We start from the raw sequence: 25,488 nt of genomic DNA, 5'->3' as shown, positions 1-25,488 counted from the left end.
CAAGGTCTTCCCCCTGGAAACCGAGCCCTGGAAACCGAGATGACTGATCAACCAGACCTCACCAAGCTGATCTTCGGTCGCCTGACCTGGGACGCCATCCCCTTCCACGAGCCGATCCTGCTGGCCACCTTCGCCATGGTGGCGATCGGCGGCATCGTGGTGCTGGGCGGCATCACCTACTACCGCAAGTGGGGCTACCTGTGGCGCGAGTGGTTCACCAGCATCGACCACAAGAAGATCGGCATCATGTACATGATCCTGGGCCTGGTGATGCTGCTGCGCGGCTTCGCCGACGCCATCATGATGCGGCTGCAGCAGGCCGTGGCTTTCGGCGATTCCACCGGCTACCTGCCGCCTCACCACTACGACCAGATCTTCACGGCGCACGGCGTCATCATGATCTTCTTCGTGGCCATGCCGCTGGTCACGGGGTTGATGAACTACGTGGTGCCGCTGCAGATCGGCGCGCGCGACGTGGCCTTTCCGTTCCTGAACAACTTCAGCTTCTGGATGACCACCGGCGGCGTGGTGCTGGTGATGATGTCGCTGTTCGTGGGCGAGTTCGCCCGCACCGGCTGGCTGGCGTATCCGCCTTTGTCGGGCATCGCGCAGAGTCCGGACGTGGGGGTCGACTACTACATATGGGCCTTGCAGATCGCGGGGGTCGGCACATTGCTGTCCGGGGTGAACCTGCTGGTCACCATCGTCAAGATGCGCGCGCCCGGCATGTCGCTGATGCGCATGCCGATCTTCACCTGGACCGCGCTGTGCACCAACGTGCTGATCGTGGCGGCGTTCCCGGTGCTGACGGCGGTGCTGGCGCTGCTGTCGATGGACCGCTACGTCGGCACCAACTTCTTCACGGCCGACTTTGGCGGCAACGCCATGATGTACGTGAACCTGATCTGGATCTGGGGCCACCCCGAGGTCTACATTTTGATCCTGCCGGCCTTCGGCATCTTCTCGGAGGTGGTCGCCACCTTCTGCCGCAAGCGCCTGTTCGGCTACGCATCGATGGTGTACGCCACGGTCGTGATCACGGTGCTGTCGTATCTGGTTTGGCTGCACCACTTCTTCACCATGGGATCCGGGGCCAGCGTGAACTCATTCTTCGGGATCACCACCATGATCATCTCGATCCCGACCGGCGCCAAGATCTTCAACTGGCTGTTCACCATGTACCGCGGCCGCATCCGCTTCGAGGTGCCGATGCTGTGGACGCTGGGCTTCATGGTCACCTTCGTGATCGGCGGCATGACGGGCGTGCTGCTGGCGGTGCCGCCGGCCGACTTCGCGCTGCACAACAGCCTGTTCCTGATCGCCCACTTCCACAACGTCATCATCGGCGGCGTGCTGTTCGGGCTGATGGCCGGCATTACCTACTGGTTCCCCAAGGCCTTCGGCTACAAGCTCGATCCGTTCTGGGGCAAGTGCTCGTTCTGGTTCTGGCTGGTGGGCTTCTACTTCGCCTTCATGCCGCTGTACGTGCTGGGCCTGATGGGCGTGACGCGCCGCGTCAACCATTTCGAGGACATGTCGCTGCAGATCTGGTTCCAGGTGGCCGCGTTCGGCGCCTTCCTGATCGCCATCGGCATCGCCTGCTTCCTGATCCAGCTGGTGGTGAGCTACCGCCGCCGCGAATCGCTGCGCGACTTCACTGGCGACCCGTGGGACGGCCGCACGCTGGAATGGTCCACCTCCTCGCCGCCACCCAATTACAACTTCGCCTTCACGCCGCGCGTGCATGACCAGGATGCCTGGTGGCAGATGAAGCAGCACGGCTACCAGCGCCCGCAGGCCGGCTTCATTCCCATCCACATGCCCAAGAATACCTGGGCCGGCATCGTGCTGGCGGCCATCAGCGTGGTGATGGGCTTCGCGCTGATCTGGCACATGTGGCCGCTGGCGGTGCTGTCGTTCGCCGCGCTGATCGTCGTGTCCATCGTCCATACCTTCAACTACAAGCGCGAGTACTACGTGCCGGCCGACGAGGTCGTGCGCACGGAGGACGCCCGCACCCACCTGTTGGCGAAACATGTCTGATACCCTGGCTCCCACCCTGCACGGCGGCGCCGCGCCGCCCGCCGAGCCCGTGTTCCACGTGGCCGGCGAACACCACCCGAAGAACGGCACGCTGCTGGGCTTCTGGGTGTACCTGATGAGCGACTGCCTCATCTTCGCCTGCCTGTTCGCCACCTACGGCGTGCTGGGGCGCAACTACGCCGCCGGCCCGTCCGGCGCCGACCTGTTCGACCTGCCGCTGGTGGCGGTCAATACCTCGCTGCTGCTGCTGTCGTCCATCACCTACGGCTTCGCCATGCTGGAGATGCGGCGCAACCGGGTCGGCGCCACGCAGGGCTGGCTGGCGGTCACCGGCCTGCTGGGACTGGGCTTCCTGTCGCTGGAACTGTATGAGTTCGCGCACCTGATCCACATCGGCGCCGGGCCGCAGCGCAGCGCCTTCCTGTCGTCGTTCTTCACCCTGGTGGGCACGCACGGGCTGCACGTCACGTTCGGCATCGTCTGGCTGGTGACGATGATGGTGCAGGTGCGCATGCACGGCCTGATCCCCGAGAACCGCCGCCGGCTGATGTGCCTGTCGATGTTCTGGCACTTCCTGGACCTGATCTGGGTCGGCGTGTTCACCTTTGTCTACCTGATGGGAGTGCTGCCATGAACGCCCATGCCGACCACGCCGGCCACGGCCACGATCACGGCCATCACGACGACGACGGCGCCGCCCATGGCACCCTGAAAAGCTACGTCACCGGCTTCATCCTGGCGGCCATCCTGACCGCGATCCCGTTCTGGCTGGTGATGGACCGGGTGTTCGAAAGCTCGCGCACCACGGCGCTGATCATCCTGGCGTTCGCGGCGGTGCAGATCGTGGTGCACATCATCTATTTCCTGCACATGGATGCCAAGTCCGAAAGCGGCTGGAACATGTTGGCGTTAATATTCACGCTGGTGCTGGTCGTGATCACGCTCAGCGGATCCATCTGGATCATGTACCACTTGAACTCCAACATGATGCCCATGTCGATCCACGACATGCGGAATATGCCCTGACGTGATGGCGGCAACAAAAGACTCTACGCATTCCGGCGACACCCCCCGCAATCCCCGCAGCGCAACCACCCTGGCCGTCCTGGGCGTGGTTGCGGCCGCGCTGTTCGCGGGCCTGTGCGCCCTTGGCACCTGGCAGGTGCATCGCCTGGCCTGGAAGCAGAACCTGATCGCACAGGTGGACCAGCGGGCGCACGCGCCCGCCACGCCCGCCCCCGCGCGCGCCGACTGGCCGGCCTTGACCTCCGACAACGCCGAATACCGCCGCGTGTCGGCCAGCGGCGCCTACCAGTACGACAAGCAGACGCTGGTGCAGGCCGCCACCGAATTGGGCAGCGGCTACTGGGTCATGACGCCGCTGCGACTGGCCGATGGCGGCGGCACGGTGCTGGTCAACCGCGGCTTCGTGCTGCCCGAATGGCGCAAGCGCCAGGCGGCCGGCGGCCAGGCCGAGGCCGACGCCGGCCCGGTCAAGGTCGACGGCCTGCTGCGCATGGGCGAGCCGGGCAACGGCTTCCTGCGCAACAACGATCCGGCCGCCAACCTCTGGTATTCGCGCGACCTGCCCGCCATCGCCCAGGCGCGCGGGCTGGGCGAGGTGGCGCCCTACTTCATCGACGCCGACGCCGCCCCCGGCGCCGGCCGCGATCCGACGCAGGCGCCGGTCGGCGGCCTGACGACCCTGACCTTCCCCAACAACCACCTGGTCTACGCCATCACCTGGTACGCCCTGGCCGCGATGATCATCGTCGGCGCCGGCATCGTGGTGCGCGAAGAACGGCGGCTGCGCGCGCGCCGCTGACGCCCCCCCCCCCCCGGTCCGTCACTCGCCCGGATCGCCTTCCCCCTTCCTCCCGGACTTCCCGGCTCGCCCTGACCAGGCGCCGGCGAGGTCCCGCGCCTCGTTCCAGCAGCCGCGCGCGCCACCGTGGCGAACCTGTCTCAGATCCGTCCTAGAAGAAAGCAGGATAGCCAGTCATTCACCGAACTTACCGGAGAATGGCCCGGTGCAATCGACACGGGCAACCGGAACCCGTCGGACTCCCGGCTCACGGGTCCGTTCTTCCGCCCTTTACCTCTCTAGGAGTTCTTCCGATGAAAAAGACGCTGCTCGCAGCCGCCATCCTGACCACTTTCGCCGGCGTCGCCCAGGCGGAAACCTCGGTCACGCTCTACGGCGTGATCGACACCGGCATCGGCTACAACAAGGTGTCCGGCGACTTCCCCTCCCGGGACGAGACCGGCAGCATCACCATGCAAGACGTGACCGGCAGCCGGCTCGGCATGATCAACGGCGTCCAGGCCGGCTCGCGCTGGGGCCTGCGTGGCAGCGAAGACCTGGGCGACGGCCTGCGCGCCATGTTCACGGTCGAGAGCGGCTTCGACTCGGGTAACGGCCAGTCGCAGCAGAACCGCCTGTTCAACCGCCAGGCCACCATCGGCCTGGCCAACGACAGCTGGGGCTCGCTCGAATTCGGCCGTCAGACCACCGTCGGCGGCACCTTCCTGGCGGAAATCGACCCCTTCTACACCAGCTTCACCCAGGCCAACATCGGCACGAGCTTCAGCGCGGCCAACACCATGCGCTGGGACAACATGATCATGTACCGCAGCCCCTGGACCGACGGCTTCCAGTTCGCGCTGGGCTACTCCTTCAATGTCGACGCCACCGACGGCAACCAGAGCGGCTTCCGCACCAGCGACAACGCCCGCGGCATCACGGCCGGCCTGCGCTACGTCACCGGCCCCTTGAACGTGTCGCTGACCTACGACCAGATCAACAGCTCGAATCAGGCCCGTGTACTCGACGCCGATGGCGAGCAACTGATCATCGGGGGCAGGCCGGTCGAATTCGACCACGACACCACGCCGCGACAATACACCGTGGCGGCCTCGTACGACCTGGAAGTCGTGAAGCTGGCCGCCGCCTACGGCCGCACCACCGACGGCTGGTTCGTCAGCCAGGACCTGCCGAACGTCAAGCTGGGCAGCTACCACTACGCCAGCGGCTTCAAGGCCAATTCCTACATGCTGGGCGCCACTATTCCCCTGGGCGGCGCCAGCAACCTGTTCGGCTCGTGGCAGCACGTTTCGCCGTCCAACGCCCTGCTGAGCGGCGACGATGCCAACATGAACGTCTGGAGCGTGGGCTACACCTATGACCTGTCCAAGCGCACCAGCGTCTACGCCTATGGCTCGTACGGCAAGAACTATGCGTTCATCGACGGCCTGAAGAGCACCGCGGGCGGCGTAGGCGTGCGTCACTTGTTCTAAGCCGCGACCGGGCCGCGTCGACACACTCGGCGCACGGCCTTCGAAGCGCCGCCGGGGCATCCCCCCGGCGGCGCTTTTTTGCATGTCAACCGCCGCCGGATCGAGCTGGCCAAGCCGTGTCAGAGACCCGCGCCGCGACTTCCGGAAAGCCATCCAGCGCCGCCCACCGATCACCCAAAATAGCCAGAAATCCCCGCCTTTTGTCAGAAAATAGGGCTTTTTGACCTACAATGCGTCTCGGGAACCGCAATCGGCATCATGCCTGACTGCTGTTCCCTTTGTTTTTTTCCCACCTCACTACAGGAGTTCTCCGGATGAAAAAGACGCTGCTCGCAGCCGCAATGTTGACCACTTTTGCAGGCGTCGCTCAGGCAGAAACGTCAGTCACTCTCTATGGTGTCATCGACACCGGCATTGGCTACAACAAGATCAAGGGCAATGGCTATGACGGCAGCAAGCTCGGCATGATCAACGGCATCCAGGCCGGCTCCCGCTGGGGCCTGCGCGGATCCGAAGACCTGGGCGATGGCCTGCGCGCCGTGTTCACGCTGGAAAGCGGTTTCGATTCGGGCAACGGCACCCGCGGCCAGAGCGGTCGCCTGTTTGGTCGCCAGGCCACCCTCGGGCTGGCCAACGACGCCTGGGGCACGATCGAATTCGGCCGCCAGGCCACGGTGGGCTCGAACTACCTGGCCGACATCGACCCCTTCTACACCAGCTATACCCAATCGAACCTGGGCCTGGGTTTCAGCGCGGCCAACACCATGCGCTGGGACAACATGGTGATGTACCGCAGCCCCTCGATGAGCGGCTTCCAGTTCGCCGCGGGTTACTCCTTCAACGTCGACGATACCAACAGCGACGAAACCCGTTTCCGCACCGCCGACAACTCGCGCGGCATCACCGCCGGCCTGCGCTACGTGGAAGGCCCGGTCAATGTCACGTTGACCTACGACCAGCTCAATGGCTCGAACCGCGCGTCGATCGACCATGACGCCACACCGCGTCAGTACGCCGTGGGCGTGTCGTACGACCTCGAAGTGGTGAAGCTGGCCGCCGCCTACGGCCGCACCACCGATGGCTGGTTCGTCGGCCAGGACCTGCCGGCCGGCACGCCGTTCAGCGACGAGTTCGGCACCAACCGCTACGTCGACGGCTTCAAGGCCAACGCCTACATGCTGGGCGCGACGATGCCCGTGGGCGGCGCCAGCAGCCTGTTCGCATCGTGGCAGCACGTGTCGCCGTCCAACGACCGCCTGACCGGCGGCGACGCCAACATGAACGTGTGGAGCGTGGGCTACACCTACGACCTGTCCAAGCGCACCAATCTGTACGCCTACGGTTCGTACGGCAAGGACTACGCGTTCATCGACGGCCTCAAGAGCACCGCGGCCGGCGTCGGCATCCGCCACGTGTTCTAAGGCAGGGAATCGCGCCGGCGCCGCCGGCGCCCTGGCGGCTCGCCGTAGGCGCGCCGGTACATGGCGATGAAGGCGCTGTCGCTGGCATAGCCCACGGCATGCGCCACCTCGGTCACAGAAGCGCCTTCGGCCAGCCGGGCCCGCGCCGTCAACAGGCGGCATTGCGCGCGCCAGCGGGTGAAGGGCAGGCCGGTTTCCGCCAGGAACATCCGCGCCAGCGTGCGGCCGCTGGCCCCCACCCGCCGGCCCCAATCGTCGATCGACAGCGGGCAGGCCGGATTCTCCAGCAATTCACGCGCAATGGGCGCCAGCCGCCGGTCGCGCGGCATGGGCAGATGCAAGGGCGCCGTCGGCGCCGCCGCCAGTTCATCGAGCAGCGCGCCCACCAAGCGCGCGCGCGGCGCGTCGAGGGCGCGATCCGACGGCCAGTGCGTGATGCGCACGATCATCTCGCGCAGCAGCGGATTGACGTCAAGGATGCGGGGCTCGCGCGGCAGGTCGGGATAGACGGAGACGTCGAAATACAAGCTGCGATAGGCAAACGTTCCGTGCATGGCGGTGCGATGCACGCAACCGGCCGGCAGCCAGGCCGCCTGCAGCGGCGCCAACTGCCCGACCCGGTCGGCCAGGTACAGCGTGACACCGCCTTCCACCTGGTACAGCAGCTGGGTGCGCCGATGCGCGTGCCAGTCCGACGCGTGCTCGCGCGTGTCGATCGCCATGCCCACCACGGGGCAAGCGACGGTATCCGGATCCTCGACGGCGGTGGGGGAATAGACAGGCATGTCCGATTGGCGATGTTTTGTGGCGCAATGACGTGATTTTGCGCGTCGCGGCGCGCCTACGCTAGCGTCTTTTCTGCGTGACGGCGACACCATGTCTTCCCCTTCCTTCTCATCATCGGCCCCCGGCGCCCTGCCGCCGGCGTGGCTCGTCATCGCGCTGCTGGCGCTGCCGCAGATCGCCGAAACCATCCTCGCCCCCGCCCTGCCCGACCTGGCGCGCCACTGGCGACTGGACGCCGCGGCCACGCAACCGGTCATGGGCATCTTCTTTGTCGGCTTCGCCGCCGGGGTGCTGCTGTGGGGCCATGTGGCCGACGTCCGGGGCCGGCGACCGGCGATGCTGGCGGGCCTGGCCCTGGGACTGGCGGGCACCCTGTGCGCGTTGGCCGCGCCGGCCTATCCCTGGTTGCTGGCCGGCCGTTTCCTGCAGGCGCTGGGACTGGCGGCCTGCTCGGTGGTGACGCAGACCGTGCTGCGCGATTGCCTGGACGGCGCGCGGCTGACCCGCTACTTCGTCACGCTGGGCGCGGTGCTGGCGTGGTCGCCCGCCGTCGGGCCGCTGGCGGGCCAGTTGCTGGCCGACCGGCAGGGCTATCCCGGCGTGTTGGCGGCGATCGCGGCGGCGGTGGCGGCGCTGCTGGGGTCGGTCGCCTGGCGCTGGGGCGAAACCCGGCCGGCCGTGACCGCTCCCGCGCCCCTGGCACGGCTGGCGCGCCAGATGCTGGCCGATGGCGCATTGCGTCTGGCGGTGCTGCGGGTGGCGGGATTGAACCTGCTGGTGTTTTCGTTTTATGCCGCCGGACCATTCATGACGGGCGCCCTGCCCGGCCTGGGCTTCGGCTGGGTGGGCCTGGGCGTGGCGCTGGCCGGCAGCCTGGGCGCGGCCTGCAACCGTCGGCTGCCCGCCACGGCGGACGCGGCGATGCGGGTGCGTTACGGCCTGCGTTGCGTCGCGCTGGGCGCGGCGGGGCAGGCGTTGGCCGTGGCCTGGCGGCCGGAACCCGGCTGGTGGTGGGCGGTCGCGGCCCTGCCGGTGTTCGTCGGCTATGGGCTGGCGATCCCCAATCTGCTGGGGCCGGCGCTGCGCCGCTATGGCCACTGCCTGGGCCGCGCCGGCGCCCTGTTCGGCCTGGGCTACTACAGCCTGCTGGGCCTGGGCCTGGCGGCCACATCGTGGCTGCCTTTCGACACGCCACGACCGTTGAGCGCGGCCTGGCTGGCCGTGGCGCTGTCCCTGTTGGCCGCGCGTGAGCGCGGCTAGGGGCAACGCCGCGCCGCGCCGCGCGGATGCGCGAAAGGCGCGGTTTCGCGCGGGGGGCTGATGCGCCTCATGCGGACCGACGGCGTCCGCACCGCCAGCCCCTGCGCGCATTCGTCGGCGGGCCGCCTCCCCGGGCGGCGTCATGCTGCCTGCGCCCAGGCGGCTCGCCCGTTGCGGGGCAGGTCCCCGCCATGTCCGTCGCGTGACGGTGCAATGAACGAGAAACACGATGCTGTCATCATTGGATACTTCCAGAATCCAGCCCCCCGCACTCATGACCCGCACGCCTTGCCCCGACCTGCCCCGACCATTGACCACGCGCTGGCGCCCCGCCCTGAGGATCCTGGCCCTGGCCGCGCTGCCGCTGCTGCTGGCCGCCTGCAACGGCGGCGGCGATGACGACGACGCTCCCGGCGCCAGCCCTGTCACCAGCCCCGTGACCGAAACCCCGGCGCCGCCGGTCGACACGCGCAACCAGGCCTACCTGGCGGCAAAATCCGGCGACGTGCTCAAGGTGCGCATCGAAGAACTGCGTCCGACCCAGGCCGCGATCGGCTACGACCAGATCTACTACAAGCTGGGCCGCTGGCAAGGCGACTTCAACCGCCCGACCTGGGCCGCCGACCCGGTCAAGCAGCTGGACTACCTGAACCGCACGGTCGGCAAGAAGTTCAGCGACTACTGCGAAGACATGGGCGCCACCACGTCCCAGCCCTTTACCACCATCGCGCAGTTGCAGGCCGCGCGCCTGGACCAGCCCGCCACGTTCGGCTGCACCGCCGCCATGGGCGCCGACCCCGCCAGCCTGAAGACCGTGGTGGTCGGCTGGGATGGCAATCTGTACCTGACCGACGGCCATCACACCTTCTCGTCGTTGCGCGAGATCGCCGACGGCGGCCCCAAGCTGCCGGTGTGGGTCAAGGTCGACGCCAACTACAGCACCGTCGGCACCGCCGCCGCGTTCTGGCAGCGCATGGTCGATGAACGCAAGGCCTGGCTGCGCGATGGCCAGAACCAGCCCATCACGGTGGACCAACTGCCGACGCGCCTGGGCATCGCCAATGCGCAGGAAGCCGGCGGCATGCAGGAAGACCGCTACCGCTCGCTGGTGTACTTCACCCGCGACATCGCCTACAGCAACGGCAACCTGCCCGAGTTCGCTGAATTCCTGTGGGGCGACTGGCTGCGCCGCCAGGTGGCCGGCGGCCAGCTGGCGGGCCTGGATCAATACGCCATGGCGGCCCCGGCCACGCCGGCGCAGATCCTGACGGTGAGCACGTTGAGTTCGGCGCTGGCGCCCACCGGCGCCAACGACGGCTATGCCGCCGCGGTGCGCAACGCCGCATTGAAGATGAGCGCGCTGGCCGACACCGACATCGTGTTCCAGGACCGCACGGCCGCCAGTCTGGGCCGCATTGCGTTGGTGGCGGGCGCGCCCAGCGGTTCGCCCACCAAGACGGCGCGCGACACGCTGGAAGAACTGCCGCGCAACGACGTCAAGTCCGATGGCAGCCCGCGCGGCGCCGGCAAGCTGTGGTTCGCGGTCAACTACCGCGCCTGCGGCAAGCCTGCCGCGGGCACCTGCTGGGGCTGGTAAGCGCGCCGCGCGCGGGCCGGCTTCAGCGGTCGATCTGCATGGCCGGCCGGGCCTGCACCTTGCCCAGCCAGGCCTGCACCTTGGGGTGCGCCGCCGCCGGCGCCCCCAGCATCGTGCTGTAGCCGATCACCGACCCCACCACCAGGTCGGCCAGTGAATATTCGGCGCCCAGCATCCAGGGCTGGCGCGCCAGATGTCCGTCCAGCACCGCCAGCAGCGAATCCAGATCGGCCAGCGCCCGTTCGGCCTGGCCCGGGTCGCGCTGGCCGGCCTCGCCATGGCCCACATGGAACAGGCGCCACAGCACCGCGCCATACGACACATAGGCCCAGGCGCACCAGGACATGGCGGCCAGGCGCTGCGGCGTGCCGGCCGCCGGCCACAGGCCGCGTTCGACGCCCCATTGCTCGCCCAGCCACAGCTGGATCGCCAGGCCCTCGAACAAGGGCGCGCCGTCCACGGTCAGGGTCGGCACCTTGCCATTCGGATTGATCGCCAGGAATTCGGGCCGGCGCTGCTCGCCGGCGCGGATGTCCACCTTCACGCGTTCGTGCGGGACTTGCAGTTCCTCCAGGGCGGCGGCGATCGGGGAGGCGCTGGACTGGGGGTGCCAATAGAAGACGATAGACATGGAACAGACTCCGTTCGAGGGATTCCCGCCGCGGCCCCATGGCCGCTGGCGACGGGATGAACTGTAGAATCCATTGCGGACAGTTTCCGCCCTCGATGGGTTTTATTGTCGACGCCATGCTTACCTCCAGCAACCGCCTCCTGCGCCTGCTTGCGCTGCTGCAAACCCGCCGCCACTGGGCGGGCGGCGAACTGGCGCAGGCGCTCGAAGTCCACCCCCGCACCCTGCGGCGCGACATCGACCGGCTGCGCGAGCTGGGCTACCCGATCCAGGCCAGCAGCGGCGTGGCGGGCGGCTATGCGTTTCGCGCCGGGCATGCGCTGCCGCCCCTGCTGCTGGACGACGACGAAGCCTTGACGGTGGCGATCACCCTGCGCACCGCCGCCACCGGCACGGTCGCCGGCATCGAGGAAGCCGCGCTGCGGGCGCTGGTCAAGCTGGAACAGGTGATGCCCGCCCGCTTGCGCCACAAGATGGATGCGCTGCGCTCGGCGCTGGTGCCGCTGGCGCGCCACACGCCGCTGGTGGATGCCGGCCTGCTGGCCGCGCTGGCCGCCGCCTGCCGCGACCAGTTGCGCGTGTGCTTCGACTACACCGACGGCCGCGGCCAGGCCAGCACGCGCCAGGTCGAACCGCAGGGACTGGCGCACACGGGCTGGCGCTGGTACCTGGTGGCCTGGGACCCGGCGCGCGACGACTGGCGCACGTTCCGGCTCGACCGTATCGCCGGCGCGGTGACACCGGGCGCGCACTTTCGTCCCCGGCCGCCGCCCGATGGCGGCGACCTGCGCGGCTATGTGGCGCGCTCCGTGGGCCACGCGCCCAACGCCGAGGACGCCCGCGTCGTCCTGCACGCGCCGCGCGCGGCCATGGCGGCGCGCATTCCGCCGTGGGCCGGCGAACTGGAAGCGCTGGACGAGGACCGCTGCCTGTTGCGCTGCGCCGGGCAGTCGCCGGACGCGCTGGCGTATTGGCTGATGACGCTGGACGTGGAATTCGATGTACTGGCGCCGACCGCGCTGGCGCAGCGCCTGCGGCAGGCGGGCGAACGGGTGGCACGCATGCTGGAACGCCATGCCGCGCGCGAATCCGACCCGGCCGCGCACGCCGGACGGCGGCCCCCGGCGCCTTGATGCGCAAGGCGCTCCCGGCCGAGCGCCGCGAGGTCAGACGGCGCGGCCGTCCCGCTCGGCCTGTTTGGCCTGTTCGGCTTCGGCCAGCTGGCGCAGGGCCAGCGCCACCTTGTCGGCGATCTTGAGCTTGTCCGCCGCCGACATGGCGTCGTAGTCCTTCTTGGAGATGCCGAGCGAGGCCAGCGCGGCGTAGAACATCTTGTCCTGCAAGGACATGGACGCGTAGTCCAGGAATTCCTGCTCGGACTCGGATGCGCCGGACGGCGCGGCGCCGGCCAGGCCGCCGGCCAGGGCCGAGGCGCCGCGCTGGCGCGCGTCGGCGAAGGCGGCGCGGAACGCGCCGGGGTCCGCCCCGGCGGCGGACTGGCGGGTGGCGGACGACCGGGTGGCGGACGAGGGATCGATGGCAATCATGAATGGCCTTTGCATGCAGGGTCTCGATTGTCCGCAAGTTACTGCAATCGCGGCCGGGCGAAGCCCGGGACAGGCGCCTGATCGCCGCGCTTATCAGCCGATTGCACCCGATGCGCGCCGGCCCGGCTTCAAGTATCTTGTGTCACCCTTACCTATTCCGGAGCATGCGCCGCCATGAGTCTCGACCCGACCCTCGACACCCCCAGATCCCCCGCCCCGCCCACGCCCCCGGCCGATGTCTTCCTGCAGTTCCTGGTGAACCTGGTGAACAACGGCGGACAGCTGGAAAGCATTGGCGTGACGCTGCAGATGGGTGGCATGCTGGTGTCCGGCTCGATCGTGTCGGGCGCGGAGTATTTCGACCGCTTCGCCGCGGCCTTCGCCGATTCGCTGTCCGACATGGAGCCGCCGGCGCGGCAAGCGGTGCGTACGTCGCTGGCCGAGCTGGGCGATGTGTTCCGCCTGCCGCAACCGGCCGAGCCGCTGCCCAACTACATCCACCTGGCCGACGCGCTGTTCTTCACCGCCGACGGCACCCCGATCGCGGGCCAACCCACGCTGTGGCGCGGACGCAGCAGCGCGGTGGATGGCTTCATCCTGGGGCGCCTGCAGGCCGGGTGAAACGGCTAGTTCCCGGGCGGCGGGCGGTCGGTCCAGCCAGGCCGCGCGATACAGGCGTTGAAGCTGCGCCAGGCATCGCCGTCGGCGCGCAGCCAGACCTCCAGGCATTGCGCACTGAGCGGCGCGGACAATGCCGTGCCACGGAACAGCAGGCCGTCCTGGCGACGCAGCCAGACGAAGTCGTGCATGTCGTCGATGGCGTCCACCACCAGCGTCAGCCTGGCGCTGGCGGCGCACCCCATCAGGCAGAGAAAGCGGCGCTGCAGGGCGCGGTCGCTGCCCAGCCCACGCGGAATCCGCACCGTCAGCCCTTCGACGCGCAGGCTGCCGCCGGGCACGAACTTGCCGCCGCAACTGGCCGGCAACAGACGCGTGCGCAGGCTGGCGCGGAATTCGGTGTAGCCGGCCAGCGCGGTGGCGTGGGGCGACAGGCGCCGGATCAGGGGCAGGTCGAACACCAGCCGCTGGCCGGACAGGCGCGGCGCCGTGAGCGCGTCGGGCGCGCCGAAGCACAGGAAATCGCCTATCAGGCCGATATCCAGGTCGGCGCACAGACGCCGCGCCAGGTCGGTGTCGTCAGGCGCGGCCAGGGCGTGCTCGAAGGAAAAGTCGATGGGAATGGAAAACTGCGCGGCGAAGGCGGCGGTGGCCCGCAAGCGGGCGCGCTGGGACAACAGGCCCGGCCCGCCGCCGCGCGCCGGCATCAGGCTGCCGGCCACCGCGTATTCATGCACCCGGCCCTGCGCCGTGAACACCGGCTGGAACCGCAGGAACAGGGATTCCTCGCGCGGGGGCCACGGGGAAACGGCGTCACCCATGGTGAAGCCGGGCCACAGGCGCCGGCCAGACGCGGCGTGTGGAGGAAGACATCATGGAACCTCGTGTGGGCGCGGGAGCGCCGCAATGCCGGGCGCGGCCTGGCGCGCCGCGAGACGGAAGCGGATACGACGAGGATGGTGCCAAACGGCGCCAGACGATTGAACAAGAAAATTCTCAATCCGCCCGCTCGCTCGGACGAATCCGGCAAAAACCCCGGCGAGAACCCGCGGACTCCGTGGGTCCACGTTAGCGTCCCTGTTTTTGAGATTCTTCTTATGGCCGGGGCCGGCCGTGGACCATACGATTTCGTCTTACGCCCGGCCTCGCAACATTCTGGTTCAATGTCCGGATCCTGGTGCAGAATAATCCGTATGCCCAACCGGCCCACCTGACTGCACCCCGCATGCAAAGACTCCGCATCGTCATCGCCGACGACCACCCGCTGGTGCTGATGGCCATGACCGACCTGCTGCACAAAGACCTGAGCTTCGACGTCGTCGCCACGCTGGGTACGCCGACCGCGCTGGTCGAGCAACTGGCGCGCGATCAGCCCCACGTCGTCATCACCGACTATTCGATGCCGGGCGACGAGATCTACGGCGATGGCATCCGCCTGATCAAGTACCTGATCCGGCACTACGCCGACACCCGCATCGTGGTGCTGACCATGGTGTCCAACCCCATGATCATCTCGGCGCTGTACGACGCCGGCGTCGACGCGGTGGTGTTCAAGCACGACAACCTGGGCGAGATCGTCACTGCCCTGCATGCGCTGCAACTGGGCCGCAAGTATTACCCGCCGGGCTTCCAGCGCGACGGCACGCTGGCGGCCCGCAGCAAGTTCATCGGCGAGCGCATCAACAGCCTGTCGCCCAAGGAATTCGAGGTGCTGCGCCACTTCATCCGCGGCGAATCGATGATGCAGGTGGCCGACAGCCTCAAGCGCAGCGTCAAGACCGTCAGCGGCCAGAAGATCTCGGCCATGCGCAAGCTGAACGTGCAGACCGACCAGGAACTGGTCACCTTCTGCGTTGAAAGCGGCATGTTCCAGTAGAGTCTCGATCAAGCTGATCGAGCAGATGGGCAGGACGCCGCAATCCACGGACGTGGCCAGCGGCCAGGCGGTGGGCCGCCGGAGGGCTGGCCGCGCCGCCGCGCTCCCGTTACACTGCCGCCGTCAGGCCGGTCATCGGTACCGGTCCGCGACCAGGGAACCGCCATGCTCGAGACAGACAGCATCCAAGCGCGCAGGTCCTCCGGACAGAAGGCCCGGGAACTCGTCAAGCGTTCGTCGCACGCGGCGGTCGGCAATGTCGACCGCGATCCGGTCAGGCTGCAGCGCAGCAACAGCCTGGGCCGCGTCAAGGCCCTGATTCCCCTGCGCTACGGTCGCATGGCGGCTTCGCCCTTCACCTTCTTTCGCGGCGCCGCCATCCTGCAGGCGCACGATCTGGCCGGCACGCCTCATACCGGCATTTCGATTCCGCTGTGCGGCGACGCCCATCTGCTCAACTTCGGCGGGTTCGCCACGCCCGAGCGCCAGTTGCTGTTCGACCTGAACGATTTCGACGAAACCGCCCCGGGCCCCTGGGAATGGGACATCAAACGCCTGACGGCCAGCCTGGCCGTGGCGGCGACGCACATGGGCTACGGTCGCGGCGACAGCGCCGACATCGTCATGGCGGCGGCCACCGAGTACCAGTCGCGGATGAACGAGTACGCGCAGAACAGCACCCTGGACATCTGGTATGACGGTCTCACGTTCGAACGCATGCTGCAGGATGCCGAGACGCCCGAAGGCCGCCGGCTGATCGCCAAGGCGATGGAAAAGGCCGCCGGCCGCACCAACGAGAGCATGCTGCGCAAGATGGCGTATCAGGACGGCGGTCTGTGGCGCATCCGCGACGCTCCGCCGGCGATGTTCCATCCATCGGGCCCCGTCACCCTGCTGGGCAAGGACGAACACTGGCCCGACACCGCCACCTGGAAAAAGAAGATGGCCAAGTGCTTCGGCGGCTATCTCGATAGCCTGACGCCGGACCGGCGCGAGCTGCTCAAGCATTTCTCGGTGCAGGATGTGGTGTTCAAGGTGGTGGGCGTGGGCAGCGTCGGCACCGTGTGCCTGGTGGCGCTGCTGGTCGATAGCTGGGGCAATCCCCTGTTCCTGCAGGCCAAGGAGGCGCGCGAGTCCGTGATCGCGCGGTACGCCCGCGACAAGGCGCCGCCGCATGGCGGCTTCCGCGTGGTGACAGGGCAACGATTGCTGCAGGCGGCCAGCGACATCTTCCTGGGCTGGTCGACCGGCCCGCGCGGCAAGCACTATTACTTCCGCCAGTTGCGCGACATGAAGGTATCGGCGGATATCGAGAGCTTCAACCAGAAGATCCTGAAGGGATACGGCCGCATGTGCGGCCGGGCGCTGGCGCGCGCCCATGCCAAGGCCAGCGGGCATGCGGTGGAGCTGGCCGCCTACATGGGGCGCGCGGACGCCTTTCCGGAGGCGCTGCTGACCTACGCCCACGACTACGCGCGGCAGAACGAGAAGGACTACCGCCAGTTCCTCGACGCGTGCCGCGCGGGCAGGCTGCCCATGCGCACCGACGAGGACATTGCGGCGGACTTCCGCGTCTGACCGCCCCCGTCCGTCAGGCGTCGGCCACGCCCATGGCCGGATCGCTGACCGTGTGCGCGCCGGTCTCGACGCGACCGGCGAAGCGGCGGTGGAACGTCGGGTCGCTGGAGCAAGTGACAGCGAAGTCGTACCACTGGCCGCTGGCCGCCAGGTTCCAATTGCGCGTGGCCTTGCCCCCGCCCGCGACCTCCAGCGCCAACGGCGCGTCCTGCCGGTAGGCCTGCGGCGTCACGGTGAAGGTGCAGGCGTTGGCGCCGGTGTTGAGGAACTCGGCGTAGACCTCGCCATTGGCAATGTCGTAGCAGACCCGGATCTCGGGCAGCGAACCGCTGTCGGCGATGCGGTGGGTGTCGCCCTTGAAATGGCGGTGATAGCCGTTCGGGCCCAGCACCCACAGGTCGTACCTGCCCAGGTTGTCCAGCAGCGCGTTCCAGGTGTCGGACAGCGTCTTGCCGGCCTCGACCGCGTAGCGGCGCGGCAGCCGGTCCAGGTGATAGCGGTCATAGACGTGGAACACCGCGCCCTGCGTGCCCGTGTTGGCGAACACCAGTTCCACCGTGCCGGCCGCGGCGCAGCGCGCGCTGGTGTGCAGTTCGTAGGGCAGCGCGCGCGACGGGCGCGTGCCGCTGGCCTGCAGCGGCAGCTGCATGTCGGTGGGCAGCGGCATCTGCGGCAGGGCTTCCTGCGCGCTGCGCAACTGATCGGCGGCCGCGCGCGTGGCGCGCCCGGCCAGCGTCGGCAGCGCCTCGGCGTTGGGCGTCTTGAAGTTGAAGGCGCTGGTCAGGTCGCCGCAGACCGCGCGGCGGAAGGGGCTGATGTTGGGCTCGGCCACGCCGAAGCGCGCCTCCAGGAAACGCAGCACCGAGGTGTGGTCGAACACCTGCGAGTTGACCCAGCCGCCTCGGCTCCAGGGCGAGATCACGAACATCGGCACGCGCGGGCCGGGGCCGTAGACGCGACCATCCTTGATCGCCGGCTGGGTTGTGCTGCCGGCGGGCGAGGCGTGCGTGAAGTACTCGAACGCCATGTCGGCATCGGCCAGCGTGGTCTTGCCGGCAGGGGTGCCGCCGGCATCGCGCGACGGCGCGGACGGCGACGGCACGTGGTCGAAGTAGCCATCGTTCTCGTCGAAATTCACCAGCAGCACCGTCTTGCTCCAGACCTCGGGCACGGCAGTCAGCGCATCCAGCACTTCCTGCAGGAACCAGGCGCCCTGCACGGGGCTGGACGGGCCCGGGTGTTCGCAATAGATGGACGGCGCGTTCATCCAGCTTACCTGTGGCAAGCGGCCTTCGCGGATGTCGCGCTTGAAGGCGTCCAGGTAGTTCTCGGGCGCGGCGCCCGGCAGCGTGTTGGCCACGCCCTTGTAGAGCGGGTTGGCGGCGTTGTCGGTGGCCGGATCGTAGGCCTTGTACGGCAGCGCCTGGCCGGTGTTGGCATAAGGCACGCCGGGCTCGCCGCCGCTGGACACCGGATAGCCGGAACTCACGTTGGCCTGGCGGAACGCGCGGAACGCGCCCAGCATGTTGTCACCCCATTCATCGGGCATGTTCTGGTACGAGATCCAGCTGACGCCGGCCCGTTCCAGCCGCTCGGCATAGGTCGTCCAGGTGTAGCCCTTGTTGACGTTGGCCGGCAGGCCGTCGATCCAGTCCCATTCGTTGTTGACGAAGGCGGTGTTGGTGGGCACGGCGCCGTTGGTGCCGGTCAGGTGGAACGAGCGGTTGGCGTCGGTGCCGGTGTGCATCGAACAATGGTAGGCGTCGCACAGGGTGAAGGCGTTGGCGAGCGCGAACTGGAACGGGATCTCGCTTTCCTTGAAGTAGCCCATGGAGATATCGTTCTTGTGCGTGGGCCATTGCGCCATGCGGCCGCCGTCCCAGGCCTTCTGGCTGTCGTCCCAGCTGTGCGGCGTGCCGGCGGCGCGCTGCGCGTTGTGGCTGCTGCCGTCGATATGGAACGGCGTCAGCACGGCGCCATTGGCGCGCTGCTGCTGCCAGACCCTGCGGCCGTTGGCCAGCGGAATGGGGAAGCGATCGCCGAAACCGCGCACGCCCTTGAGCGTGCCAAAGTAATGATCGAACGAGCGGTTCTCCTGCATCAGGATGATCACATGCTCGACATCCTTGATGGTGCCGGTGGCGTTGTTGGCGGGAATGGCGAGGGCGCGGCGGATGCTGGGCGGAAATGCGGCGAGCGCGGCGGCGGCAAAGCCCGCGCCGGCGGCGGTCTGGAGAAAGTTGCGGCGGGAGGTCATCGGGTGGACTCGGATTCGTGGAGGTCGGCGCAACCGCCGCTCATGGCGCGCAACGCAATTGCGGCGCGGGCTTGGGTTGTTCGGTGGTCGGCGGCGGGGCGGGATCATCCGGGGAATCGTCGTCGCCGCCACAGGCGACGAGCGTGGCGGCGGCGAACAGGACCGCGGCAAGGGTTCTTGCGAGACACGTGGAGGGCATGGGGGAGGTTCTTTGGAAAGAGGAGGACCAACCTTGCCGCGAAGCATCGGCAAGACCCCAGCGAGTCTAGGAACGCGAAGTGACAGCGCCGTGAAAGCGGACGCGTCGAAGCGGGCCGCGGCGCGTGCGCGCGGCCTCAGTGTGTGTCCAGATGCGTCAGCGCGAGGTCAGCGCGCCGGGCGGCTGAAGCGCTGTTCGACCACCACGCCGCCCCATTGCGTGCCCTCGGCTTCCTGGGTCAGCACGAAGCCGGCCGACTCATACAGGTGGCGCGCGGCGTCCAGGCCCTTGAAGGTCCACAGATACGTTTCGTCAATGTCGAGCGCGTCGACGAAGGCCATGGCGCGCGCCAGCAGGGCCCGCCCCACGCCCATGCCGCGCAGCGATTCATCGACAATGAACCAGCGCAGATGCGCCGTGCGCGCCGCGAGGTCACTGTCGATGGCGATGGAGGCCAGCGTGCGGTTGCCGTCGGTGTAGCGCCACAGGTTCTTGCCGGGCGCGGGCAGGCTCTCCGCGAAGGCCGCCAGCCCCGTCGCCACCAGGCGCTCGAACACCACGCCGAAGCCGGCGGCCTGGGCGTAGTAGCGCGCGTGCAGGCCGGCCACGTCGCCGATACAGCCGGGCGCGTAGCCTTCCTGGATCTGCGACTCGATCGCGTCGCTGGCCTGCGCGGCGCGGGTGTTGGGGTTTTCGCGCGACAAGGCGTCGGCATACAAGGACAGGTAGCGCACCAGGATTTCCTGGTCGGGCGGGGCCAGCTGCCGCAGCGCGCGCGAGACCTGCTCGGTGGCGAACTGGTCGATGCGGTTGCGCAGGTCCAGGCCGGCGGGCGTGAGCGACAGGCGCGAGGCGCGCGCGTCGCCGCTGTCGCTCTCGCGCGCCACCAGGCCGGCGGCTTCGAGCTTGGCGACCTGGCGGCTGGTATTGGACTTGTCCAGCCGCAGCACCAGGGCCAGGTCGCGCGCCTGGATACCAGGCTGCAGGCCGATCTCGATGATCGCGTGCACGGCCGACGGCGCCAGGTCGCTGCCGGCCAGGGACGGCCGCATGAAACCCAGTTCGCGCACCAGCTTGCGCGAGAATTCCCGCAGGTCGCGGATGGTCTGTTCCCGGGAACGGGTGGGAAAATCGATAAGATCCATGATGACGCGTCCTGAAGTTGCGGGTCGCAACTAATTTACTTGCGAATCGCAACCAAAACAAGCCCCCGGCCCATGAAAATTCAATTGCTGTCCGATCTGCACCTGGAATCCGATCCCGGCTTCGTCGCCCACCCCATCCCGGGCGCGGACCTGCTGGTGCTGGCCGGCGACATCGGCTCGTACCAGCCGCGCTCCAGGCTGACGACGGACGACTTCGGCCTGGGCCGCTATTCGCCGCGCCATGGCTGGCCGACGCCCGTGGTCTACGTGCCGGGCAATCATGAATACGACAACCTGGATTTCGACGAGACCCACGACCGGCTGCGCACGCTGTGCGAGGCGTTGGGGATCCATTGGCTCGAGCGCGAGACCCTGGTGCTCGACGGCGTGCGCCTGGTGGGCACCACGCTATGGACCGATTTCGACGCGCTGGCCGCGCCGGGCGACACCTTGACGCAGGTGCTGGCAAAGCGCGGCAAGGCGTTCCGGGCCGCCGATTTCTATCTGGAGAAGGCACAGATGCGGCGCCATGGCGCGCCGTTCATGGCCGAACAGATGCGCGAGCAGGGACTGCTCTGCCAGGCCTGGCTGGAACAGGCGCTGCGCACGCCGTTCGCCGGGCCGACCGTGGCCATCACGCACTTCGCGCCGAGCCTGGCCAGCGCCGATCCGCGCTATGGCGTCACGCCGGGCACCGCCGGCTTCTGCAACGCGCTGGACACCCTGCTGCCGCTGGCCGCCCTATGGATGCACGGCCACCTGCACTGTCCGCTGGACTATGTGAAGGACGGTTGCCGCGTGGTCGCCAATCCGCTGGGCTACGCCAGGAAGGGCGAACAGGAAGGCTTCCTGCCCGACGCCTTGTGGCAGGTGCCAAACGCCTAGCCGGCCGCGGCGTCATCGGGAAGGCCGGCGCCGTCCAGCTCGGCCAGCACCTGCCGGGCCACGTCGTCGAGCGAGCGCCGCCGGTCCATCGCAACGCGCTGCAACTGATCGTGCGCGGCCTGCTCGCTCAGGCCATGGCGGCTGACCAGCAGCCACTTGGCGCGCTCGACCCGGCGCCGCTCCTCCAGCGCGCCGCGCGCCAGCGCCAGCGCGTCGTCGGACTGCCGCAGGCGTTGCGCCTGCTCGCGCATCAGGTCGAGGATGGAGCGTTCCATGGCCTCGCCCACGCCGTCCTGCGGCGGCACGTCGAGAATGCGGCCTTGCAGCTGGAACAGCATCGCCGGCGTGTCGTCGCCGGCGCGGTCGGCGAAACGGCTCAGCAGCAGCCGGTGGTTGTCCAGCTCGGCGCGCGTCTCGACGATGCGGCGGTGACATTGCAGGGTGAGGGCCTCGGCCAGCAGGCTCTCGACCGCGCGCATCGCGTCGATGCGTTCGGTGCACAGGCCGAACCACAGCTCGGCCAGGCCGGCGTCGACGCGTTCGGCTGCGGAAGTCCGCAGCGCCATGTCGCGCATGCGCAGCGCCGGGCCCGCGCCCTGCTCCACCCGCTCCCAGACGGCCAGCGCGTCCGCGCCGGCGTATTGCGCGAAGGTGTCGAAGCAGCGCTTCTGCAGGTCCGCCAGTTCCAACAGGCGAGCCTTCTGCGCCTCGGTGAAGTAGCCGGCGGTGTAGCCCATGACGCCATAGGCGCGCTCCTGGCCGCACAGTTCCTTGCCCTGCATGAAATTCAGCAACGCCACCAGCAGCCGCGTGACGCCGGCGTCCAGCGACGAATCGGCGGCTTCGAACACCAGCGCGAACAGGCTGGCGATGAGCCGCGTGAAGACCGCGCCGGCCTCTTCGGCCGCCACGCGGCGGTCGCGGATGGCGCGGCGCGTGCGCGGCAGTTCGTCCAGCCGGTACAGGGCGTGCGCGATGCAGTTGAGCAGGCGCGCCTTGCCGGCGCTGCGGGTGGCGTCGGGTTCCAGCCGGTCGAGGAAGCGGCGCACTTCTTCCTCGACCGCGCTGGCGTCGGAACTGAGGCCCGCCAGCGTCTGGCGCAGCGCGTCCTGGCCGCCGCACAGGTACAGGTTGGACGAACCGCGCTCCTTCTGCAGCACGTGCACCAGCTTGCTGACCAGGGTGGCCAGCTCGCAGGTGCTGGCCAGCGCCTCCAGCCCGTGCAGCTCGCTGCGGCGGGCGGCCAGGAGGAAGCGCAGGGTCGAGGGCATGGCGTGCTGCGGCATGGCGGTCGCCCTCAAGCCATGGCGGGCGGTTGGACTTCCACCGCATCGCCATTGAAACGCACGGGCCAGGCCCGCAGCGATTGATCGGGATATTCGACACAGGCGCCGTCGCGCAGACGGAAGTGCTGCTTGTAGAGCGGCGAGGCCACCACCAGTTCGCCGGCCAGGTGGCCGATGATGCCGCGGCCGATGACGTTGGCGCCGGATTTCGGGTCGCGGTTGTCGAGGGCGTAGAGCGTTTCGCCGGCAACGGCGGGCAGATAGAACAGGGCTACCTGGCGGCCGTCCACCAGCGCCACCACGCCGGAATCGGCGACCAGATCGCGGCGGGTGCAGGCGGGGCGCCACGACGCGGCGTCGGGCGTGGCGTCACGTGCGGTCTCCGGGCGCAGGGCAATCACGGCATTCGAACGCATCAGGCAAGCTCCTCGGCGATGGGAATCACGCGCGCGGCCGGCGCGGGGCGCGGCTGGCCGCGCTCCTGCACGAAGCGGATGTCCGGGTCCGCCGCGGCGCTGTTGACGAAGGTGCGGAAACGCTTGAGCTTTTCCGGGTCGGACAGGGCATTGGCCCATTCGCATTCGTAGCGGTCCACCACCAACTGCATCTGCGCCTCCAGTTCGGCGCCCAGCCCCAGGCTGTCGTCGATGACCACGGCCTTCAGGTAATCCAGGCCGCCTTCCAGCGACTCGCGCCAGACCGAGGTGCGCTGCAGCTTGTCGGCCGTGCGGATGTAGAACATCAGCAGGCGGTCGATGTAGCGGATCAGCGTGGCGTCGTCCAGGTCCTGGGCGAATAGTTCGGCGTGGCGCGGCCGCATGCCGCCGTTGCCGCACACGTACAGGTTCCAGCCGTTCTCGGTGGCGATGACGCCGATGTCCTTGCTTTGCGCCTCGGCGCATTCGCGGGTGCAGCCCGAAACCGCGAACTTGAGCTTGTGCGGCGCGCGCAGGCCCTTATAGCGGTCTTCGATACGCAGCGCCATGGCGACGCTGTCCTGCACGCCGTAGCGGCACCAGGTGCTGCCGACGCAGGACTTCACGGTGCGGGTGGACTTGCCGTAGGCGTGGCCGGTCTCGAAGCCGGCGGCGATCAGTTCGGCCCAGATGTCGGGCAGCTCGTGCAACTGCGCGCCGAACAGGTCGATGCGCTGGCCGCCGGTGATCTTGGTGTAGAGCTTGTATTTCTTGGCCACCGCGCCGATCGCGATCAGGCCGTCGGGCGTGACCTCGCCGCCCGGAATGCGCGGCACCACCGAATAGGTGCCGTTCTTCTGCATGTTGGCCATGAAGGTGTCGTTGGTGTCCTGCAGCGGCACCAGGTGAGGATCCTGGATCGGGCGATTCCAGCACGAGGCCAGGATCGACGCCACGGTGGGCTTGCACAGGTCGCAGCCGACGTGGCCGCGGCCATGGCGCGCCAGCAGTTCCTCGAACGATTCGATGCCCTGCACCCGCACGATGGCGTAGAGTTCCTGGCGGGTGTAGGCGAAGTGCTCGCACAGGCTCTTGTCCACCGCGACGCCGCGGCTCGCCAGTTCGTGTTCCACCACCTGCTTGAGCAGGGCCGCGCAGCCGCCGCAGCCGGTGGCGGCCTTGGTGCAGGCCTTGACGCCGGCGACGTCGGCGCAGCCGCCGTCCAGCGCGTCACAGATGGCGGCCTTGCTGACGTTGTGGCACGAACAGATGGTGGCGCTGGCCGGCAGCGCCGCCGCGCCCAGCATGGGCGCGGCCTGCCCGGCGGGCAGGATCAGGCTGGCCGGATCGGCCGGCGGCGCGATGCCGTTCTGCGCGTATTGCAGCAGGGTGTCGTAGTAGCTGTTGTCGCCCACCAGCACTGCGCCCAATACGCGCTTGCCGTCGGCCGACACCACCAGGCGGCGGTACGAGGCGCCGGCCTCGTCGATGTAGCGATAGCTGCGCGCGCCGGGCGTGGCGCCGTGGGCATCGCCGATCGAGCCGACGTCCACGCCCAGCAGCTTGAGCTTGGTCGACATATCGGCGCCGGCGAACGGCGCGCTGTCGTCGTCACAGAGGTCGGCGGCGGCGACGCGCGCCATCTGGTAGCCGGGCGCCACCAGGCCGAAGATGGCGCCGTCGAACGCGGCGCATTCGCCGATGGCGTAGATCGACGCATCGCTGCTGCGGCAATAGCCGTCGACGGCAATGCCGCCGCGTTCGGCCACGGTCAGTCCCGCCTGGCGCGCCAGGCCGTCGCGCGGCCGGATGCCGGCCGAGAACACGATCAGGTCGGTTTCCAGCGGCGCGCCTTCGGCGAACCGCATGCGGTAGCGGTATTGCGTGCCTTCCTTGATTTCCTGCGTGGCGCGCGACAGGTGCACGCCCACGCCCAGCGCCTCGATGCGCGCCTTGAGCGCGGCGCCGCCGGCCTCGTCCAGCTGCACCGGCATCAGGCGCGGCGCGAACTCGACCACATGCGCTTCCAGCCCAAGCGACTTGAGCGCGTTGGCGGCCTCCAGGCCCAGCAGGCCGCCGCCGACCACCACGCCGCGCCGGGCGCCATCGGCCGCCGCGCGGATCTGGTCCAGGTCATCGAGCGTGCGGTACACCAGGCGCGAGGCCCCGTCGGCGCCGGCGATCGGCGGCACGAAGGGATAGGAGCCGGTGGCCAGCACCAGCTTGTCGTAGCCATGGCTGCCCTCGGCCGTCACCACCTGCCGCGCGTGGCGATCGATGCGCAGCACCGGCGTGCCCAGCCGCAGCGACAGGCCCGGCCGTTCATAGAACGCGGCGTCGCTCATGGCCATCGATTCGGCATCGCGCCCGCCGATGTATTCGGACAGGTGCACGCGATCGTAGGCGCGCCGGGTCTCTTCGCCGAACACCAGGATGCGGTAGCGCGCCAGCGCGCCGCGCTCGATCAGTTGCTCGACGCAGTGATGGCCGACCATGCCGTTGCCGATGACGATCAGGGTCTGCTTGAGGGTCGTTGAGGTCGCTGTGCTCATGGGGCTATCCAGGCTGGGCCGTTCGGGTTTCAAAAGACAAACGGCGCCCGGGACTGGTGGGTCCGGGCGCCGTTGCCTGCAATGCTCGCGTTGT

General features: G+C 68.6%; 22 protein-coding genes. 13 read left to right on the top strand and 9 right to left on the bottom strand.

Features of this window, described 5'->3' with window-relative positions; translation table 11 throughout:
* Positions 1 to 39 precede the first annotated feature (39 nt).
* The 6 genes from cyoB to HV742_RS10305 all read left to right on the top strand — a co-directional run bounded on the left by cyoB (position 40) and on the right by HV742_RS10305 (position 6,761).
* Complete coding sequence (gene cyoB / locus HV742_RS10330; RefSeq protein ID WP_054415286.1) at positions 40 to 2,043, top strand: cytochrome o ubiquinol oxidase subunit I; 2,004 nt, start codon at positions 40 to 42, stop codon at positions 2,041 to 2,043.
* Positions 2,036 to 2,677, top strand: coding sequence for a cytochrome o ubiquinol oxidase subunit III (gene cyoC, locus HV742_RS10325; RefSeq protein WP_054415284.1), 642 nt, complete (start codon positions 2,036 to 2,038; stop codon positions 2,675 to 2,677). Before cyoB ends, cyoC begins: the two co-directional genes overlap by 8 nt.
* On the top strand, positions 2,674 to 3,069 hold the full coding sequence (cyoD, locus tag HV742_RS10320; protein ID WP_059272485.1) for a cytochrome o ubiquinol oxidase subunit IV: 396 nt from the start codon (positions 2,674 to 2,676) through the stop codon (positions 3,067 to 3,069). The genes cyoC and cyoD overlap by 4 nt, the downstream gene beginning before the upstream one ends.
* Before the next feature lie 4 nt (positions 3,070 to 3,073).
* On the top strand, positions 3,074 to 3,868 hold the full coding sequence (locus HV742_RS10315) for an SURF1 family protein (RefSeq protein ID WP_049075871.1): 795 nt from the start codon (positions 3,074 to 3,076) through the stop codon (positions 3,866 to 3,868).
* Positions 3,869 to 4,161: 293 nt separating this feature from the next.
* On the top strand, positions 4,162 to 5,340 hold the full coding sequence (locus HV742_RS10310; RefSeq protein ID WP_175144989.1) for a porin: 1,179 nt from the start codon (positions 4,162 to 4,164) through the stop codon (positions 5,338 to 5,340).
* A 314-nt stretch (positions 5,341 to 5,654) separates the two neighbouring features.
* On the top strand, positions 5,655 to 6,761 hold the full coding sequence (locus tag HV742_RS10305; protein ID WP_175144987.1) for a porin: 1,107 nt from the start codon (positions 5,655 to 5,657) through the stop codon (positions 6,759 to 6,761).
* Here the strand turns inward: HV742_RS10305 and HV742_RS10300 are convergent.
* Positions 6,758 to 7,546 (bottom strand): AraC family transcriptional regulator, encoded by a 789-nt coding sequence (locus HV742_RS10300; protein WP_054415277.1) that lies wholly within the window; start codon positions 7,544 to 7,546, stop codon positions 6,758 to 6,760. The two genes, HV742_RS10305 and HV742_RS10300, sit on opposite strands and share 4 nt — an antisense overlap.
* A gap of 91 nt (positions 7,547 to 7,637) precedes the next feature.
* Between HV742_RS10300 and HV742_RS10295 the strand changes: the two genes are divergently transcribed.
* Both HV742_RS10295 and HV742_RS10290 read left to right on the top strand, forming a co-directional pair.
* Complete coding sequence (locus HV742_RS10295) at positions 7,638 to 8,807, top strand: MFS transporter (RefSeq protein WP_175144986.1); 1,170 nt, start codon at positions 7,638 to 7,640, stop codon at positions 8,805 to 8,807.
* Positions 8,808 to 9,081: 274 nt separating this feature from the next.
* Positions 9,082 to 10,404, top strand: a complete 1,323-nt coding sequence (locus HV742_RS10290; RefSeq protein WP_054415274.1) for a ParB/Srx family N-terminal domain-containing protein — start codon at positions 9,082 to 9,084, stop codon at positions 10,402 to 10,404.
* 22 nt (positions 10,405 to 10,426) lie between these two features.
* Here the strand turns inward: HV742_RS10290 and HV742_RS10285 are convergent, their stop codons facing one another.
* Positions 10,427 to 11,035, bottom strand: a complete 609-nt coding sequence (locus tag HV742_RS10285; RefSeq protein ID WP_049075884.1) for a glutathione S-transferase family protein — start codon at positions 11,033 to 11,035, stop codon at positions 10,427 to 10,429.
* 116 nt (positions 11,036 to 11,151) lie between these two features.
* On the opposite strand from HV742_RS10285, the gene HV742_RS10280 reads away from it, so the two are divergent.
* Complete coding sequence (locus HV742_RS10280) at positions 11,152 to 12,168, top strand: helix-turn-helix transcriptional regulator (RefSeq protein WP_054415483.1); 1,017 nt, start codon at positions 11,152 to 11,154, stop codon at positions 12,166 to 12,168.
* A 33-nt stretch (positions 12,169 to 12,201) separates the two neighbouring features.
* Here the strand turns inward: HV742_RS10280 and HV742_RS10275 are convergent, their stop codons facing one another.
* Positions 12,202 to 12,582, bottom strand: a complete 381-nt coding sequence (locus tag HV742_RS10275) for a hypothetical protein (protein ID WP_049075886.1) — start codon at positions 12,580 to 12,582, stop codon at positions 12,202 to 12,204.
* A 174-nt stretch (positions 12,583 to 12,756) separates the two neighbouring features.
* Here HV742_RS10275 and HV742_RS10270 point away from each other — a divergent pair, with 174 nt between their 5' ends.
* Positions 12,757 to 13,203, top strand: coding sequence for a GvpU-like protein (locus HV742_RS10270; protein WP_174539047.1), 447 nt, complete (start codon positions 12,757 to 12,759; stop codon positions 13,201 to 13,203).
* A 5-nt stretch (positions 13,204 to 13,208) separates the two neighbouring features.
* On the opposite strand, the gene HV742_RS10265 is transcribed toward HV742_RS10270, so the two are convergent.
* Entirely contained in the window at positions 13,209 to 14,021 is an 813-nt protein-coding gene (locus HV742_RS10265) for a hypothetical protein (protein ID WP_175144985.1), read from the bottom strand.
* Between the two features lie 404 nt (positions 14,022 to 14,425).
* Between HV742_RS10265 and HV742_RS10260 the strand changes: the two genes are divergently transcribed.
* Complete coding sequence (locus HV742_RS10260; RefSeq protein ID WP_049075889.1) at positions 14,426 to 15,076, top strand: response regulator; 651 nt, start codon at positions 14,426 to 14,428, stop codon at positions 15,074 to 15,076.
* Positions 15,077 to 15,241: 165 nt separating this feature from the next.
* Positions 15,242 to 16,654 (top strand): DUF2252 domain-containing protein, encoded by a 1,413-nt coding sequence (locus HV742_RS10255; RefSeq protein ID WP_175144983.1) that lies wholly within the window; start codon positions 15,242 to 15,244, stop codon positions 16,652 to 16,654.
* A 13-nt stretch (positions 16,655 to 16,667) separates the two neighbouring features.
* On the opposite strand, the gene HV742_RS10250 is transcribed toward HV742_RS10255, so the two are convergent.
* The gene (locus HV742_RS10250) at positions 16,668 to 18,911 is read right to left on the bottom strand and encodes a phosphocholine-specific phospholipase C (protein ID WP_175144981.1); all 2,244 of its coding nucleotides are present in this window, start codon (positions 18,909 to 18,911) and stop codon (positions 16,668 to 16,670) included.
* A 366-nt stretch (positions 18,912 to 19,277) separates the two neighbouring features.
* On the bottom strand, positions 19,278 to 20,255 hold the full coding sequence (locus tag HV742_RS10245; RefSeq protein WP_049075894.1) for a GNAT family N-acetyltransferase: 978 nt from the start codon (positions 20,253 to 20,255) through the stop codon (positions 19,278 to 19,280).
* Between the two features lie 72 nt (positions 20,256 to 20,327).
* Here HV742_RS10245 and HV742_RS10240 point away from each other — a divergent pair, with 72 nt between their 5' ends.
* Positions 20,328 to 21,140, top strand: coding sequence for a metallophosphoesterase (locus tag HV742_RS10240; RefSeq protein WP_175144980.1), 813 nt, complete (start codon positions 20,328 to 20,330; stop codon positions 21,138 to 21,140).
* On the opposite strand, the gene HV742_RS10235 is transcribed toward HV742_RS10240, so the two are convergent.
* Genes HV742_RS10235 through nirB form a run of 3 tightly spaced genes read right to left on the bottom strand, consistent with a single transcriptional unit; the run spans position 21,137 to position 25,394 of the window.
* Entirely contained in the window at positions 21,137 to 22,426 is a 1,290-nt protein-coding gene (locus HV742_RS10235) for a nitrate- and nitrite sensing domain-containing protein (RefSeq protein ID WP_175144978.1), read from the bottom strand. The genes HV742_RS10240 and HV742_RS10235 overlap by 4 nt on opposite strands.
* Positions 22,427 to 22,437: 11 nt before the next feature.
* Positions 22,438 to 22,842: a nitrite reductase small subunit NirD gene (gene nirD, locus HV742_RS10230; RefSeq protein ID WP_063582206.1), complete on the bottom strand. Its 405-nt coding sequence runs from the start codon at positions 22,840 to 22,842 to the stop codon at positions 22,438 to 22,440.
* Positions 22,842 to 25,394 carry a nitrite reductase large subunit NirB gene (gene nirB, locus HV742_RS10225; RefSeq protein WP_175144976.1) on the bottom strand — a complete coding sequence of 851 codons (2,553 nt, stop codon included), beginning with the start codon at positions 25,392 to 25,394 and terminating at the stop codon, positions 22,842 to 22,844. Before nirB ends, nirD begins: the two co-directional genes overlap by 1 nt.
* Positions 25,395 to 25,488: the final 94 nt, after the last annotated feature.

The sequence above is a fragment of the Achromobacter ruhlandii genome, assembly GCF_902859695.1.
Classification (GTDB): domain Bacteria; phylum Pseudomonadota; class Gammaproteobacteria; order Burkholderiales; family Burkholderiaceae_B; genus Achromobacter; species Achromobacter ruhlandii.
The sequence above is the reverse complement of the archived record's forward strand: the minus strand, read 5'-3'. Positions and strand labels throughout refer to the sequence as shown.